The sequence below is a fragment of the Pseudomonas sp. BSw22131 genome (assembly GCF_026810445.1).
Lineage (GTDB): Bacteria > Pseudomonadota > Gammaproteobacteria > Pseudomonadales > Pseudomonadaceae > Aquipseudomonas > Aquipseudomonas huanghezhanensis.
Map to the genome: position 1 here is coordinate 3,728,675 of NZ_CP113949.1, position 15,027 is coordinate 3,743,701.

Consider the following 15,027-nt stretch of genomic DNA (forward strand, 5'->3'; position numbering starts at 1 on the left):
GGGTGTGTTTCGCGCGCCCCCTCCTTGTCTGGATCACACGCTGACCACCCTCCCCTCCATTGCGCTGACCCGAGCAGCGTCAAGAATAGCCGCTGATTTCACAGCGTCCTGTGCATCCACCGGCATCGGGCCGCCATTGTCCACAGCCTCTTGAAAAAGCCGATAGAACTCGGTCCAGCAGCCTCGCTCCGAAGGCACACGCTCCCGGTGTTCACCCTGCTCGAACCAACCCCAGCGGCGATGTTCTTCAACGCCCCACCGCTCGCCCTCGGACTTGGGTGAATGCCCGGCCAGCGCGGCGGCCTCTTGCCCGTCCAGACCGTCCACGCTGTAGCAGCCCAGCGAACCATTGACCCGAAACCTCGGCCCTTGAGCGTTTTGCAAACAGTTGCCCCACAAGTGCGAGACAACGCCATTTGCGTGGGTCAACGAGACAAAAAAGCCGTGATCCACCGGCTGATGCGGTCCAGCAAACTCAAGCTCCGCGTACACCCGTTTCACCGGCCCGAACAGCAGCAGCGCCTGATCGACCAGATGACTGCCCAGATCGCGCAACATGCCGCCGCCGCTGGGCTTGCCCACCGAGGAGGGCGAATAGCGTTCGACCCTCGATTCAAAGCGCGTAATGTCGCCCAGCACGCCCTGCTCGATGAGTTTGCGCACGGTGAGAAAATCCGAATCCCAGCGCCGGTTCTGGTAAACGCCCAGGCGCACATCACGCCGCTGAGCAGCGTCCACCAGCGCCCGGGCCTGTTTGGCATCGTGGGCAAACGGTTTATCGCTCACCACGGCGACGCCCAGTTCGATGGCCTCAAGGATCAACGCTTGCCTGGAGTCGAGCGGTGTCGAGACCGCCACGGCCTCGACTCCGGCCGCTGCCATGTCAGCCAGGGTGTCGAACGCCGGGACTTTCGGGTAATCGCGGGCCAGTTCCTGACGGCGCTCGGGGGAACGCGTCACCACGCCGGCGAACGTAACGCCCGGCAAGCTGGCAATCAGCGGCGCATGAAAATAGCGCCCGCCTTTGCCGTAGCCGACCAATCCGATTTTCATGTTGCTCTCCTTGTTCGACCTGTCCTGTTTGAAGCGCAACCCTGTGGGAGGGAGCTTGCTCGCGATTGCAGTGGATAAGACAAAACATTTGTCACTGACTGATCGCATTCGCGAGCAAGCTCCCTCCCACCTATGCACTCAATATTGGCGGGCTTTCGCCAGTTCAGCCTGGGAACGCTGATAAACCTCAGCCGTTGCGCCCTGGGTGGAGACCTGCGCCACCCCAACGCGCCACCACGACAAGTAACCGTGAATCATGGTTTTGGGCAGAACCTTGATATCGATCAGCGTCGACACCGTTTGCTTCTGCGCGTCGATCAAGGCGGCTAGCAGTTCGGCCTCAGTGCTCACCTTGTAGGTTTTGCAGCCATATGCGGCTGCGCTCATGGCGAAATCCACCGGTACGAAGCCACCGTCCAGCAACCCCGTCTCAGGGTTGCGGAAGCGGAACTCGGTGCCGAAACTGCCCATGCCGTTGCCCATTTGCAGGTTGTTGATGCAACCGAAGGTCATGTTGTCCAGCAGCACGATGTTGATCTTGCGTCGTTCCTGAATCGAGGTCGCCAACTCCGAGTGCAGCATCATGTACGAGCCGTCGCCGACCAATGCGTACACCTCGCGCTCCGGCGCAGCGAGCTTGACGCCCAGCGCCGCGTTGACCTCATAACCCATGCACGAATAGGCGTACTCGACGTGGTAGGTGCCCACCGTCTTGCTGCGCCAGGCCCGCTGCAAATCCCCTGGCAGACTGCCCGCCGCTGCAACGATCACAGCGTCCGTTGGCAAGCGCTCATTGAGCACGCCGAGAACACGGCTCTGGGTCAGGCACGAGCCGGTCAATTCGATGAATTCACGCAATACCGCCGGGTCCAGCGTGTCGTTGATTTCAGGGACGAAATCCTGAGTCTGATACTCGATGGCGTAAATCCGGTCGACCTCGGCGTCCAGCGCGGCTTTCGCCGTTTCAGGCTGATCGCCCCAGGCGGTTACGTAGTCACTGCCGCTCAGGGCCTCGGTCATTGCGTGCAGCGCCACGCGGGCATCAGCGAGCAGTTGCACACCGTCCATTTTCTGCACGTCGAATGCGCCGACGTTGAGGTTTAAAAACTGCACTTCGGGGTTCTGGAACAGCCATTTCGACGCCGTGGTGAAGTCGCTGTAGCGCGTGCCGACACCGATGATCAGGTCAGCCTCTTTGGCCAGTGTGTTGGCGGCCAGGCTGCCGGTTTCACCGATACCACCCATGTTCAACGGGTGCGCCGACACAATCGCGCTCTTGCCCGCCTGGGTTTCGGCGAAGGGAATGGCAAAGCGCTCGGCGAACGCCTGCAACGCGTCGTTGGCAGCGGAATACCGCACGCCGCCGCCACAAATCAGCAGCGGTTTGCGCTTGCTTTTGAGCAGGGCCAGCGCGTCGTCGAGCATGGCCTGACTCGGCGGCCGACGGTCGATCCGGTGCACACGTTTTTGCAGAAAAGTGTTGGGGTAATCGTAGGCTTCGGCCTGCACGTCTTGCGGCAGCGCCAGGGTCACGGCGCCGGTTTCAGCAGGATCAGTGAGCACCCGCATGGCGTTCAGCGCGGCGCTCATCAGTTGCTCGGGACGATTGATGCGGTCCCAGTATTTGCTGACAGCCTTGAACGCGTCGTTGGTGCTGATGCTCAAGTCATGGAACTGCTCGATTTGCTGCAGCACCGGGTCTGGCTGGCGGCTGGCGTAGACATCGCCCGGCAGGAGCAACAGCGGAATTCGGTTGGCCGATGCAGTGGCGGCGGCGGTGATCATGTTGGCCGCACCCGGCCCGACCGACGAGGTGCAGGCGTAAATCTTGCGCCGCAGGTGTTGCTTGGCGAAACCGATGGCGGCGTGGCACATGCCCTGCTCATTGCGGCCTTGATGAACGATGAGGTCGCCGCTGTCCTGCTCCAGCGCCTGGCCGAGCCCCAGCACGTTGCCGTGGCCGAAGATGGTGAACATCCCGGCGACGAATTTGCTCTGCACGCCGTCGACTTCGACGTACTGGTTATCGAGGAACTTCACCAAGGCCTGGGCCATGGTCAATCGTGTCGTGGTCATGCTCGCACCTTGTTGTTATTGGAGGTGGATGTGGACTTGAAATGCGATCACTTGTAGGAGCGCGCTTGCCCGCGATGAAGCCGGTGCATCCGACACACATTGTCTGCGCCTGAAAACTACAATCGCGGGCAAGCGCGCTCCTGCAGACATGCTCCCTCCCACGGGGAAATGTCGATTATTTCGCGGTGGGCATACTGAACTCGGCGCCTTTGACGATGCTGTCCGGCCAGCGCTGCATCACGCTTTTGTAGCGGCTATAGAACCGCAGACCTTCTTCGCCGTACGCGTGGTGATCGCCAAACAGGGAGCGCTTCCAGCCGCCAAACGAATGCCAAGCCATCGGCACCGGAATCGGTACATTGATTCCGACCATGCCCACCTTGATGTTGCGCGCAAATGCCCGGGCAATGCCGCCGTCGCTGGTGAAGCACGACACGCCGTTGCCGAACTCATGGGCGTTGATCAACTCGACCGCCGCCGCAAAATCGGCGACGTGCACGATGCCCAGCACCGGGCCGAAAATTTCCTCTTTATAAATACTCATCTCGGGCGTCACCTCGTCGAACAACGTGGCACCCACGAAGAACCCCCGCTCCGCGCCCGGCACGCTGAAATGGCGGCCATCAACGATCAGCTTCGCGCCCTCCTTCACGCCCTGGTCGATATAACCCTCGACCTTGGCCTTGTGCACCGCCGTCACCAGCGGGCCCATGTCCGAGTCTGCGTTCATGCCGTTGCCGACCTTGAGCGAATCAATACGCGGCAACAGTTTGTCGATCAGTTTCTGCCCGACATCGCCCACCACCACCGCAATCGAGATTGCCATGCAGCGCTCGCCGGCCGAGCCATACGCCGCGCCAATGAGGGCGTCTGCAGCCTGATCGAGATCGGCATCGGGCATCACGATCATATGGTTCTTCGCGCCGCCCAACGCCTGCACGCGCTTGCCGTTGGCGGTGCCTTGCTGATGGATGTACTCGGCAATCGGGGTCGAGCCGACAAACGAAATCGCTTCGATGCCCTTGTGCTGAAGCAGCGCATCGACCGCCACTTTGTCACCTTGCACCACACTGAAAACTCCGTCCGGCAAACCGGCCTGCTTAAGCAGACGCGCCATCAACAGGCTGGCCGAAGGGTCGCGTTCAGACGGTTTGAGGATGAAACAGTTGCCCGTAACCAACGCCATGGGAATCATCCACAGCGGCACCATCACCGGGAAGTTGAACGGCGTGACGCCCGCGCACACTCCAAGCGGCTGGCGCAGGTTCCAGTTGTCGATGCCCCCGCCGATGTTGTCGCTGAAGTCGGTCTTGAGCAGGGTCGGCGCGCCACAGGCGAACTCGACGATTTCGATACCGCGCACCACCTCGCCCTTGGCGTCGGAAAACACCTTGCCGTGCTCGCGGCAGATGATCGCTGCCAACTCGTCGTGGTGCTGCTCGAGCAGCTCCTTGAACTTGAACATCACCCGCGCGCGGCGCAATGACGACTGATCGGCCCATGCCGGAAACGCCGCCTGTGCGGCGGCAACGGCGTCATCCACCGTTTGCACGGTGGCCAGCGCAACCCGCCCTTGCACCTCTCCGGTGGCCGGGTTGAACACGTCGCTGAAGCGCTCTGCGCGCTCTTCAATCTGGCCGTTGATGTAATGGCCGATAACCGGGGCGTTGCTCATGACCTGCTCCTTAAAAAAGTTGTAGGGTCTTCATGAAAGGTCGGTGAGCGACGGTCAGGCAAGGCAAAAACAGGCGAGGAAGCGGAGTTGGGGTACCTAAATGAGCATCCCGAGCCTGTTTTTAACGCAGCATCACCGACGCGCAGCCATCTTTCATGGAGAGCCTATAGATCCAGAAGCCAGCTGTGCTCTGGATCGTTATGGAAATGCCAGGCGCGTTTCGGGCCGGCCATCACGTTCAAATAATAGGACTCATAACCATAGGGCACGCTGACCGGGTGGTAACCCTTGGGCACTGTAACCAGATCATTGTTCTCCACAGCCATGGCCTGATCGATGCTGCGATCGTCGGTGTACACGCGCTGGAAGACATAACCCTGCGACGGGTTGATCTGGTGGTAATAGGTTTCTTCGAGGAAGCTCTGGTGCGGTAAATCATCAGTGTCGTGCTTATGTGGCGGGTAGCTCGATGAATGCCCGGACGGCGTACGCACTTCCACCACCAACAGCGCGTTGGCCGGCTCTGTGTCCGGCAATATGTCGCACACGTAACGGGTATTGGCGCCTTTCCCGCGCACACTGCGCTTCATGCTGTCGGGCTTGATCAGGCGTGCAGGCAGGTTTTTGCTGACGTCACCTGGCGCCGCGCACACCGCAATCTGCACAGCGCTCAGCGCGGTGACCTGCGCCACACTGCCAGGCGGCAGGTAGACCGCGAAGGGAGATTTCTCTTCGAACACCGAGTGCCGGTCGCCGATGTTGTCCCAGTTGAACGTCCCCTGCCCAGGCGTTTCTCCGGAGACATTGATCCGACCGCTGAGCAGCACCAGGCACAGCTCCTTGTCGCCGGCACTGACAGGCAGGCGCTCGCCAACGGTCAGGCGATGGGCAGAAAAACCAACGTACTCCAGCACCCCTTCTGCGAGGGACACGACGTCACGTCCTTCGGGTTTGCTTTTGACCAACAGGTTCATGCTCACACACTCCTTTGGGCGGGGTTTTGCTCTTGAGCGGCAGCCAGCAGATTGCGCAGGGTTTCATAGCCCTTCTGCGCACAAATATAGCTGGGCGCAACGGCCGGGTCTTGCTCGGCTTCAACCACCAGCCAGCCGGAGTAACCGGCTTGCAAGAGCACCTCCAGCAACGCAGCAAAATCGATATCGCCATCGCCGGGCACGGTGAACGTGCCATTGATGATGCAATCCGGAAAGCTCCACAGGTTGTTGCGCGCCAGCTGCACGACGTCTTTGCGCACGTCCTTGAAGTGCACGTGGCAGACCCGGTCAATGTGTTTGCGCAGCACCTGCAAAGGCTCGCCGCCGCCCATATAGCAATGGCCTGAATCAAACAGCAGGCCAACTTCGTTGCCGGTCAGTGCCATCAGGCGGTCAATGTCATCCGGGGATTCGATGTACGCGCCCATGTGGTGGTGATACGCCAGGCGCACGCCTTGGGACAGGGTAAAACGCGCCAGCTCGGTGAGTTTGTCGGCGTACTCCTGCCAGGCGCGATCGGTGTGAAAGCGCGGCCGCTCGACCAGACGGATTCGTTGCCCCTGGATCGAGTCGGCCACCTCGCCATACACCAGCACAGTAGCGCCGTTCTGCCGGAGCAGCTCGACATGGCTGGCGATGGCCTCTATCTCCTCGGCCACCGAACGGCTGGCCAGCTGGCTCGAATACCAGCCCGAGACCAGCGCCAGGTTGTAAGGCCGCAGCACGTCGCCAACGCCCCGGGCGTCCTTGGGAAACTTGCCGTTGAGTTCAAACCCTTCGTAGCCGATCTCCTTGCCTTCAGTCAGCGCGGTGCTCAGCGGCGTTTCTCCGCCGAGTGCTGGCAGGTCATCGTTGCTCCAGGAAATCGGGTTAATGCCAATGCGGATTGCGGAAGCGGGCATGTTCTGCACCTTTTATTTTTGTTGCTTGCAAAGTGAGCTGGGTGACAGAGGTTCAGGCCCGTGCGTCACGCCAGGATTCAATCAGAAAACAGAAGTTGGCCTGCACGCGCGCAATCAACGCTGCGTCGTCGATCTCGCCTTCCAGCCACGCCCGGCTGGGTTCGTGAAAGATCGTCCGCCCCACCGCAAAGCCGCGACAGGTGGTGCTTTTGCTGGCCTGTCTGAAGCCTTCGGCAAGGGTCGGCGCTGGCGCATTGAGGCCCAGCAATACGACGCCGCGGCAGTAGGGATCACGTTCCTGGATCAGCGCGTCGAGCTGTTCCCACACGTGCGCCGGCTGCGCTTCGATCTTCCACCACGCGGGGTAGATGCCCAGGTTGTACAAGCGCTTGAGCGAACGCAGCATGACGTCGGGATAGGTGGACCGGTGATCCTTTGGCGGGATGATTTCCAGCAGCAGTTCATGCCCGCTCGCCTGAGCGGCGTCATACAGGCCCTTGATCTGCGCCTCTTGCTCCAGTCGCAGCATCGGCTCGTCATCGGGGTGGTATTGCACCAGGCATTTGATGATCTGCTCGCGCGGCCAGCTCATTAGGTTGCTGCCCACAGACCGGCCGTGTTCGAAGGCCAGCGGCCGTGAACCCTGCACTTCGACCGGGCGCGCCAGCCACCAGCCGCGACCGGTGCCAGCGTTGAGCGAGTCCTGGCCAAATCGTTGGTCGGCCAGCAAACCGACATCAGCCTCGATGCCGCGCTTTTGAAGGTCGCCTTCGACGCGCTCAACCGCTTGTATGAACAGCTGCTTGAGCTGACCGATGCAGCTCAGGTCACGTCCGGCCTTTTGCGCCAGTTCGACCAATTGTCCGCGATGATCGAAGGCAAAGATGAACAACTGTTTCCACTGTTTGCGCGGCACGCTTACCCGATGCAGGCGCTGCAAGACAGGATCCTGATCAGGACGGGTAATCGGTGTCGGGCTGTTGAACAGGTATTCGAGTTCAGCCAGGGTTGGCATCGCAGGCGCGCAGGCGTGACGCGACACCACCAGGCCGCCGCAGGCATTGGCCAGCTGGCAGCAGCGTTCATCACTCTCCTCGTTGAGCCAGCCCACGAGAAAACCCGACATGAAGGCATCACCCGCGCCCAGCACGTTGAGCACCTCGACGCGCACGCCCGGATAGAGCGCACCGTCTTCGAGCCGCGCCGGGATCGCGCCGTGGATCACCGTGCAGCCTTGCGGGCCGAGCTTGACCACAAGCGTGGCGGACGTGAGTTCGCGCACAGTACGCAGCGCCGCCAGCAAATCAGTGTCGCCACCGGCGATCAGAAACTCTTCTTCAGTGCCGACGATCAGGTCGAATCGCGGCAGGATGCGCTGCACGTGCTGACTGACTTTCTGGTCGGCAACGAAACGTGTAGCGCCGTCGGCTTTGCTCGCCAGCCCCCACAGCACCGGGCGATAGTCGATATCGAGCACGCGCTTGACGTTGTGTTTTTCTGCGTAATCGAGCGCCTGGCTGCTGGCTTTGAACACCTGATCGGTAGAGAAATGCGTGCCGGTGATCAGCAGCGCTTTACTGGAGGCTATGTGCGCCTCACTCACGTCTTCGCTACTGAGGGCCATGTCGGCGCAATTCTCGCGGTAGAACACGAGCGGGAAGGTTTCTCGGTCCTTGATGCCCAGCAACACCATTGCGGTCAGGCGCTCTGGATCGATCTTGATGCCGCTCACGTCGCACCCTTCAGCGGCCAGGGACTCGATGAGAAAACGGCCCATGTGATCATCGCCAACGCGGGTCAACATGGCGGACTTCAAGCCAAGACGTGCAGTGCCGAACGCAATGTTGGCGGAGGACCCTCCGAGGTATTTGGCAAAACTGCTGACATCCTCCAGACGCGCCCCGACCTGTTGCGCGTAGAGATCGACGCCGAGGCGACCCAGGCAAATCACATCCAATTCACGCCCGGCGGCAAAACGAGTCTGGCCCATAGTGGCTCCTGTTATTTTTATCAGCCTGCGTCATGCACGGGTGCACGAAACGCTCTTGGTGGAGTGAAGACTAGAACGCCCTGCAACACCGATCAACAATTATTCTAATTTTTTTTCATGTGGAATTTTTTTTCCAAGCGGTACCAGATGCTGGCACATCGTGTTAAACAGACGCGATATAAATCCGAACCGCTGTAAACTGCGCTTCGTTCAATTCTAGGAGCGCTGTCATCGCCAGCATCGGCTATCCGCGCCCCAAAGGGACAATCCAAAGGAATTCAAGCGTATGTCCAGCCCCGATCAGCCGTCCTTGCCCGACAACAGCGTCGAGACGTCCAGCGTTGATGCCGCACCGGTCAGCTCGCCTGTGAACGCCGAGACGCTGCTCAAGCTGATCACCACCGAATACGAGAGCCTGCCGCGCCAGCTCAAACGTATTGCCAGCTACATGAGCCAGCAAAGCGACCGGATCATGGTCGACCGCATCAGTGATATTGCCCGGGAATGCGAAGTGCACCCTTCGGCCATCGTGCGGTTTTCCCAGCGCTTTGGTTTCAGCGGCTTCAGTGAAATGCAGGCGTTGTTTCGCGAGGCGTATACCCACAAAGCCTCCCCGGTGCAGAACTACCAGCAACGCATCCGCAGCATGATCGCCAACAAGTCGCAGAAAGCCAGCGGCGGCGACCTTGCGCGCGAGTGCGTTCACGCCACGTTGTCAGGGCTGGAACGGCTGGCACTGGAACTGGACGACGAGGCGTTCGACAAAGCCGTTGATCTGGTGGTCAACGCCGACAATATCTACGTGGTGGGCGTACGGCGCTCGTTCGCGGTGGCCGACTACCTGGTCTATAACCTGCAGCACACCAACAAGCGCATTCACTTGATTTCCGGCCTGGGCGGCAGCTACCGCGAGCAGATGCGCAGCGTGCGTGCCAATGATTTAGTGATCGCCATCAGCTTCACGCCTTACGGCAAAGAAACCCAGCACTGCCTGCGCATCGCTCAACACCATCAGGCCAAGACCCTGATCATCACCGACAGCAACCTGTCGCCACTGGCCAAACGCGCCAACGCCGTGTTGCTGGTCAACGAAGGCAGTTCCTTCGCCTTCCGCTCGCTGAGCGCAACCCTGTGCCTGTGCCAGGCGCTGTTCATCGCCGTCGCCTACCGCCTGGAGCTGAAGGTGGACGAGATGTCCGAACAAGTCGGGTTTGAGGATTAGGGGCAGATTTGAGCTGCAAGCTTCAAGCTTCAAGCTTCAAGCCAGAGAGGCTACAAGCGAGGGTTTAGTCTCGCTTGCGGCCTTGAGAGACGGTGTGCACGCCCACCGCAGCAAGCTTAAACCCCCGCAGCTTCGTTGCTCTGACGCATAGATTTCGCGCGTTTTTCGAGCACCACGTACACCACCAGCGCCAGCATCAGTGGCACCAGAAAGTAGATGACCCGATAGCCAATCAACGCCGCCAGCAATTGGCCTTTTGAGAACTGATGCTGCATTAACGCGATGAACACCGTCTCCAGCACACCCAGCCCGGCCGGAATATGCGCGATCACGCCCGCAATACTGCTGATCAGCAAGATCCCCAGCACCGCCGGGTAGAACGCTTTTTCAGGCAGCAAGACGTAAATCAGCAACGCCATCAACCCCCAGTTCAACGCCCCCAGCAACGCCTGACGCGATGCCTGATTCAGCGACGGCAGGACGATTTCCTGTTTGCGAAACTTCCACGAGCGACGCTTGGAAAACCGGCATGCCAGGAAATAGGCCAGACACAACGCCAGCAGCGCGAATCCGATCAACTGCAACGTGGTGTCGCCGATCTTCCAGCCTTCGGGCATGTCAATGAAACGCCCCGAGAACACGATACCCGCCAACAGCATGTAACCCAGCCAGTTGGTGATCAGGCTCAGGCTCAGGATTCGCGTGATGGTGGGCACGTCCAGCCCTAGCCGTGAATACAGCCGGTAGCGCAGCGCAATACCGCCCACCCACGAACTGAGGTTGAGGTTGAAGGCGTAGCAGACGAACGTCACCGGGATGATCTGCTTCACCGACAGCTTGTGTTCGGTGTAGCGCCGCGCCAGTACGTCAAAACCGCAATACGTCAGGTAGCTGCCGGCTGCGATCAGGAAACCCAGCGCCAGCGTACTGCTTTTGTAGGACTGCAGTGCGTGCTTGACCTCGTTCCAGTCAAGGTTCTTCACCAGCAGGTACAGCATGATCGGCACAGCGATGAAGAAAAAAAGCGTAAAAATGATCTTCGCCCATTTCAGCAACGTGGCGTGTTTGCCCGCTGGCTTGTCCTGACTCCTGGCGTTTGACGTCTCGGACATCGCACTCATACCGACTTCTCCTGATCGTGCAGCTCATCCTCGTTTTTAATCTCGGCGGCTGCAGGCAAGGCCTGAGGCGCGCGCATGGGCTTGAGGCGCAAACCGTGAACCGGAAACAATCCGGCGATGGCCGGAAAATGACGCAAAAAGTGGAAGCTCAGGAAGATCATCGGTGCCCGCCACCACTGCCCTTTCGCCAGGCCCTTGAGGTTGACCTGCTTGCTGTGCGCCGCCGCCAATTCCTTGAGGTGCTCGTGCAACTGCTGGTTGAGGCGCTGGTCGCGAATGAACAGGTTGGCTTCAAGGTTCAGCGCAAGGCTCAGCGGATCAAGGTTGCTGGAGCCCACCGTCGACCATTCCTGATCGACCAGGGCCACTTTGCCGTGCAAGGCGCGCTGGGTGTACTCGTGGATCACCACGCCTTCGCGCAGCAGCCATGTGTAGGTGAGCCGCGAGCACATGCGCACAAAGGGCATGTCCGGCTGGCCCTGAAGAATCAGGGTCACTTTGACGCCACGTCGCGCCGCGCTGCGCAGCTCCCGCAAGAATCGGTAGCTGGGAAAGAAATACGCATTGGCGATGGTGATGCGCTGGGTAGCAGTGCTCATCGCCCTCAGGTATTGCTCTTCGATGTCGGTGGTGTGCTCGCGATTGTCCCGCTCGGCCAAGAGCATTCTGGCGCTGCCGGTCTGGCGTGTGACGACCTTCAGCGGCGACCAGCTTTTGCGGACAACCGGCCCCAGCATGCCGGTCGTGGAGCGATAGATGTCGGCGACAATTGGCCCGCGCACCTTGACTGCATAATCCTGCTTGGCGGTGATGCCTGTGTCGGCCATGTGATCGACGCTGTAGTTGATACCACCGATGAATGCCAGTTGGGCATCGATCACCACGACTTTGCGGTGCAGACGGCGGAACAGGTTGGTGCGCATCCCCATGAGCTTGGGGCGCGGGTCAAACAGCTGGATCTGCACGCCCGCGTCGGTCATCTCCCTGACGAACGCAGAACTCAAATCGCTGGTCCCGTAATCATCAACGGTCATGACCACCCGCACGCCCCGCTGTGCGGCGTCGATCAATACGCGCTGCAGCGCCTCGCCTACGCGGTCTTCGAACAGGATGAAGGTTTCAATCAACACCTCCTGCTGCGCGGCGCCGATGGACTCGAACACCTGGGTGAAGAAGTCGTCACCGTTGATCAGCAACTCCACCGAGTTGCCTTCATGCCACGTTCCGACCTTATTCTTTTTGGCGTTCATAGGGTTATCTCCACCGCCAACGGCGCATGATCGGAAAGATGGGACCAGGGCCGGCTGGACAGCACTCTGGGGGCGCGCACGCGAACATTTCGCACGTAGATTCTGTCCAGGCGCAGCAACGGGAAGCGTGCCGGAAAACTTTTGGCCGGCGCACCAAACGTACTGACAAACACCTCTTGCAAACCGGTGTGAGCCAACGCGGCATCGGCCTTCTGCCGCCAGTCGTTGAAATCCCCGGCCACGATGACCGGCGCATCCTGCGGTAAACCAGCCAGCAGGTCGGCGAGCAGCTTGAGCTGTTGCTGACGGTGCACTTCCCTCAGGCCCAGGTGCACGCAAATCGCATGGACTTCACCAAAGTGCGGCACCTCTAGCACACAGTGCAGCAAGCCCCTTTCTTCAGTGCCGTGGATCGAGATATCGAGGTTCTCATGGCGCAGGATCGGGTATTTGGACAGCAGCGCATTGCCGTGATGACCATGGGGATAAACGGCATTTCGCCCGTAGGCAAAATCCGTCCACACACTGTCCGCGAGGAATTCGTACTGCGATAGCGTCGGCCAGTTCTTGACCTTCTGGGCGTGGTTTTGGTGTTCGCCGTGGACTTCCTGCAGAAACACCACATCAGCCGACACTTCGCGTACCGCATCACGCAGCTCCGGCAGGATGAAGCGCCGATTGAAGACGCCAAATCCCATGTGCATGTTCATGGTGAGCAGGTTCAGCGTCACTTCGGCAGTCGCTGATTGATGCGGGCCTGAAGTGTGTTGCGGGATCAATGCACTGGTCAAAACAGGGCTCCTTGGAGTTCGCCCCAACGCGTGAGCGCCGGGCCGGTGTAGCCGCTGGCGTAAGGTTTTTTGCCGCCACGCAGGCTCAGGAAAACCAAATCGTTGATGAAGTCTGGCGAGCAAAAACTCTGGTGGCGGATTTCAATGCTGTTGACCGCGCGCGAGGCAAACTTGACTTCGTTCTTCTGCGTCAGGCCTTCGGGGTAGAAATCCACGCGCCAAGGCACGTAGCGCCAGCCTGAAATACCAATGCGAATCTCGCTCATGGAAGAAGTCTCGTGCGTTCTGTCACATCAATGTCGCGATTGCGGCGAGCGCCGGTGCATCTTTGCGATGCTCAGGCCGCCCGAATCCATTGGCGTGTTAACGCTTTGGGCTGATAACCGTCTGTGCGAGGGCCAATGTTCACGTCATATGAAGCCTGGCAGTGGCGCTGGTTCCATGGGGTTGTTGAAGGTTGCGGACGCTGGCAGGTTTTGAAGGGCTCCAGCGAGGATGGGTGCCGTATTTCCCAGACTTTGCCGTGTTGGCGGACCGCCGTAGCCTACGCACTGGCGGCATCGCGGCCACCGGTTGATGAATCAGCAGAGTGCGCAACACGGCGGGCTTTTTCCCGGCTGCCACAAACGTTCATCTGGCACCAGCGACGGCGGCCGTTTTTCGAGATATCAACGAACAGCCAGTCGCAGTCCGGAGTACCACATGCCTTGAGCCTCGCCACATCCGGACCGGTCAACAACGCTGCAGCCTGCACAGCTACCCTCCCGATCAGGCTGGCGGTCATCGCGTCCAGCGAATCACACGTGCACCAAAGCCAGATCACCCCGCCCGGCGTAGCAACAAGCACGCGCTCCGGGCCTGTGCGAACCAGCTCCCGATTGAGTGCCGCCAGTGCTTCATCGTCAATTCGGCGCCCCAACGCCACCGGGAGCAGCAGGCGATACAGCGCTTCGCGAAAGTCGATCAACTGCTGGAATGCGTCGAGGTGGTGCCAGGTCGATTCGTCCGTCAACCCGATGAAACGCTGGTGCTCCTGCGGCGTGATCAATCCTGCGTGCGCATACCAGTGAACGATGTCTTGCAGACTCGACAGTTTGTCGACCACTGCTCTGAGCGACGTGCCCGGCCTGCGTCCGTCGCATGTGTTGAGGAAGTCGAGCGCAGGCAGCCCCCCCACCAGGCGAATTGCATTGATCTTGGCTTGACTGTAGGACATGGCGGTTTCCAGGGCAAAACCAGCATTAAAGACGAACGCACGCTCAGCACGGCACGCCGGCCGAGGTCATGCGTCCTGCAAACACGCTTTCAACTGCCGGGACAAGAAGAGTCAAGCAGACCTTGTCGCGAACGTTGCAGCCAGGCATCGATCAAGCGGACGGCGTCGGCAACGCTCACCTCATCGCTGCGCACGTGCACTTCCGGGTAGACCGGCCTTTCATACGGCGCGTCGATCCCCGTGAATCCTGGCAGCTCGCGGCGCCGGGCCTTTCTATACAAGCCCTTCGGGTCCCGCGCCTCAACGACCGCCAACGGCGCGTCGACAAAGACTTCGACAAACCGCTCGTTGCCCACAATAGACCTTGCGTGATGCCGAGACTGGCACGTGGGCGAGATCAGCGCCACCAGCACTGTCAGGCCGGCATCCGCCATTAATGCGGCCACTTCGGCCACCCGTCGCACGTTCTCGTCCCGGTCCTGCACGCTAAAACCCAGATCGCGGCACAACCCCCCGCGTACTGAGTCGCCGTCCAGAATGGCGGTCTTGAGCCCTCGCGATTGCAACACTTCATTCAAGGCGTTGGCGATGGTCGATTTGCCCGCCCCGGACAAGCCTGTCAGCCAGACCACCTGCGGCATCTGGCTTGCGCCTGTCTTCAGTACCGGCGTGAAGGGGTACGGATAAAGAGAGCCCGAGCGCGCCCGGGTGCCGATGTGAATGTTCATGGTTACCT

Annotated in this window: 12 protein-coding genes and 1 pseudogene; 1 reads left to right on the forward strand and 12 read right to left on the reverse strand. The window is 60.2% G+C overall.

Translation table 11 applies throughout. The features are described 5' to 3' along the window. Nucleotides 1-33 precede the first annotated feature (33 nt). From OYW20_RS16775 to OYW20_RS16800, 6 genes are all read right to left on the reverse strand, one after another. Nucleotides 34-1,053: a Gfo/Idh/MocA family protein gene (locus OYW20_RS16775; protein ID WP_268797065.1), complete on the reverse strand. Its 1,020-nt coding sequence runs from the start codon at nt 1,051-1,053 to the stop codon at nt 34-36. 138 nt (nt 1,054-1,191) lie between these two features. After that, nucleotides 1,192-3,129, reverse strand: a complete 1,938-nt coding sequence (gene iolD, locus OYW20_RS16780) for a 3D-(3,5/4)-trihydroxycyclohexane-1,2-dione acylhydrolase (decyclizing) (protein ID WP_268797066.1) — start codon at nt 3,127-3,129, stop codon at nt 1,192-1,194. Nucleotides 3,130-3,304: 175 nt separating this feature from the next. Then, nucleotides 3,305-4,804: a CoA-acylating methylmalonate-semialdehyde dehydrogenase gene (locus tag OYW20_RS16785; RefSeq protein ID WP_268797067.1), complete on the reverse strand. Its 1,500-nt coding sequence runs from the start codon at nt 4,802-4,804 to the stop codon at nt 3,305-3,307. A gap of 164 nt (nt 4,805-4,968) precedes the next feature. Further along, a complete protein-coding gene (gene iolB, locus OYW20_RS16790; protein ID WP_268797068.1) occupies nt 4,969-5,778 on the reverse strand; it encodes a 5-deoxy-glucuronate isomerase in 810 nt (269 codons plus the stop codon). A gap of 2 nt (nt 5,779-5,780) precedes the next feature. Then, nucleotides 5,781-6,701, reverse strand: coding sequence for a myo-inosose-2 dehydratase (gene iolE, locus OYW20_RS16795; protein ID WP_268797069.1), 921 nt, complete (start codon nt 6,699-6,701; stop codon nt 5,781-5,783). A 52-nt stretch (nt 6,702-6,753) separates the two neighbouring features. Next, entirely contained in the window at nt 6,754-8,691 is a 1,938-nt protein-coding gene (locus OYW20_RS16800; protein WP_268797070.1) for a bifunctional 5-dehydro-2-deoxygluconokinase/5-dehydro-2-deoxyphosphogluconate aldolase, read from the reverse strand. 286 nt (nt 8,692-8,977) lie between these two features. On the opposite strand from OYW20_RS16800, the gene OYW20_RS16805 reads away from it, so the two are divergent. After that, the gene (locus OYW20_RS16805; protein WP_268797071.1) at nt 8,978-9,913 is read left to right on the forward strand and encodes a MurR/RpiR family transcriptional regulator; all 936 of its coding nucleotides are present in this window, start codon (nt 8,978-8,980) and stop codon (nt 9,911-9,913) included. Between the two features lie 116 nt (nt 9,914-10,029). Here the strand turns inward: OYW20_RS16805 and OYW20_RS16810 are convergent, their stop codons facing one another. The 6 genes and pseudogenes from OYW20_RS16810 to cysC all read right to left on the reverse strand — a co-directional run bounded on the left by OYW20_RS16810 (nt 10,030) and on the right by cysC (nt 15,019). Then, complete coding sequence (locus OYW20_RS16810; RefSeq protein WP_268801164.1) at nt 10,030-11,025, reverse strand: lysylphosphatidylglycerol synthase domain-containing protein; 996 nt, start codon at nt 11,023-11,025, stop codon at nt 10,030-10,032. A gap of 5 nt (nt 11,026-11,030) precedes the next feature. Beyond that, nucleotides 11,031-12,284 (reverse strand): cardiolipin synthase ClsB, encoded by a 1,254-nt coding sequence (gene clsB, locus OYW20_RS16815; protein WP_268797072.1) that lies wholly within the window; start codon nt 12,282-12,284, stop codon nt 11,031-11,033. Further along, nucleotides 12,281-13,075: an endonuclease/exonuclease/phosphatase family protein gene (locus tag OYW20_RS16820; protein ID WP_408005418.1), complete on the reverse strand. Its 795-nt coding sequence runs from the start codon at nt 13,073-13,075 to the stop codon at nt 12,281-12,283. The genes clsB and OYW20_RS16820 overlap by 4 nt, the downstream gene beginning before the upstream one ends. Nucleotides 13,076-13,212: 137 nt before the next feature. Next, nucleotides 13,213-13,341, reverse strand: a pseudogene (locus tag OYW20_RS16825) (DUF72 domain-containing protein); the annotation flags it as partial. Between the two features lie 278 nt (nt 13,342-13,619). Then, nucleotides 13,620-14,291: a CGNR zinc finger domain-containing protein gene (locus OYW20_RS16830; protein WP_268797073.1), complete on the reverse strand. Its 672-nt coding sequence runs from the start codon at nt 14,289-14,291 to the stop codon at nt 13,620-13,622. Between the two features lie 89 nt (nt 14,292-14,380). Then, on the reverse strand, nt 14,381-15,019 hold the full coding sequence (gene cysC / locus OYW20_RS16835) for an adenylyl-sulfate kinase (protein ID WP_268797074.1): 639 nt from the start codon (nt 15,017-15,019) through the stop codon (nt 14,381-14,383). Nucleotides 15,020-15,027 lie beyond the last annotated feature (8 nt).

What these genes read in the sequence shown, in the direction of transcription:
- cysC (WP_268797074.1), bottom strand. Translation starts at nt 15,019, where the DNA reads ATGAACATTCACATCGGCACCCGGGCGCGCTCGGGCTCTCTTTATCCG.
- OYW20_RS16805 (WP_268797071.1), top strand. Translation starts at nt 8,978, where the DNA reads ATGTCCAGCCCCGATCAGCCGTCCTTGCCCGACAACAGCGTCGAGACG.
- OYW20_RS16810 (WP_268801164.1), bottom strand. Translation starts at nt 11,025, where the DNA reads ATGTCCGAGACGTCAAACGCCAGGAGTCAGGACAAGCCAGCGGGCAAA.
- OYW20_RS16775 (WP_268797065.1), bottom strand. Translation starts at nt 1,053, where the DNA reads ATGAAAATCGGATTGGTCGGCTACGGCAAAGGCGGGCGCTATTTTCAT.
- OYW20_RS16800 (WP_268797070.1), bottom strand. Translation starts at nt 8,691, where the DNA reads ATGGGCCAGACTCGTTTTGCCGCCGGGCGTGAATTGGATGTGATTTGC.
- clsB (WP_268797072.1), bottom strand. Translation starts at nt 12,284, where the DNA reads ATGAACGCCAAAAAGAATAAGGTCGGAACGTGGCATGAAGGCAACTCG.
- iolD (WP_268797066.1), bottom strand. Translation starts at nt 3,129, where the DNA reads ATGACCACGACACGATTGACCATGGCCCAGGCCTTGGTGAAGTTCCTC.
- OYW20_RS16830 (WP_268797073.1), bottom strand. Translation starts at nt 14,291, where the DNA reads ATGTCCTACAGTCAAGCCAAGATCAATGCAATTCGCCTGGTGGGGGGG.
- OYW20_RS16785 (WP_268797067.1), bottom strand. Translation starts at nt 4,804, where the DNA reads ATGAGCAACGCCCCGGTTATCGGCCATTACATCAACGGCCAGATTGAA.
- iolB (WP_268797068.1), bottom strand. Translation starts at nt 5,778, where the DNA reads ATGAACCTGTTGGTCAAAAGCAAACCCGAAGGACGTGACGTCGTGTCC.
- iolE (WP_268797069.1), bottom strand. Translation starts at nt 6,701, where the DNA reads ATGCCCGCTTCCGCAATCCGCATTGGCATTAACCCGATTTCCTGGAGC.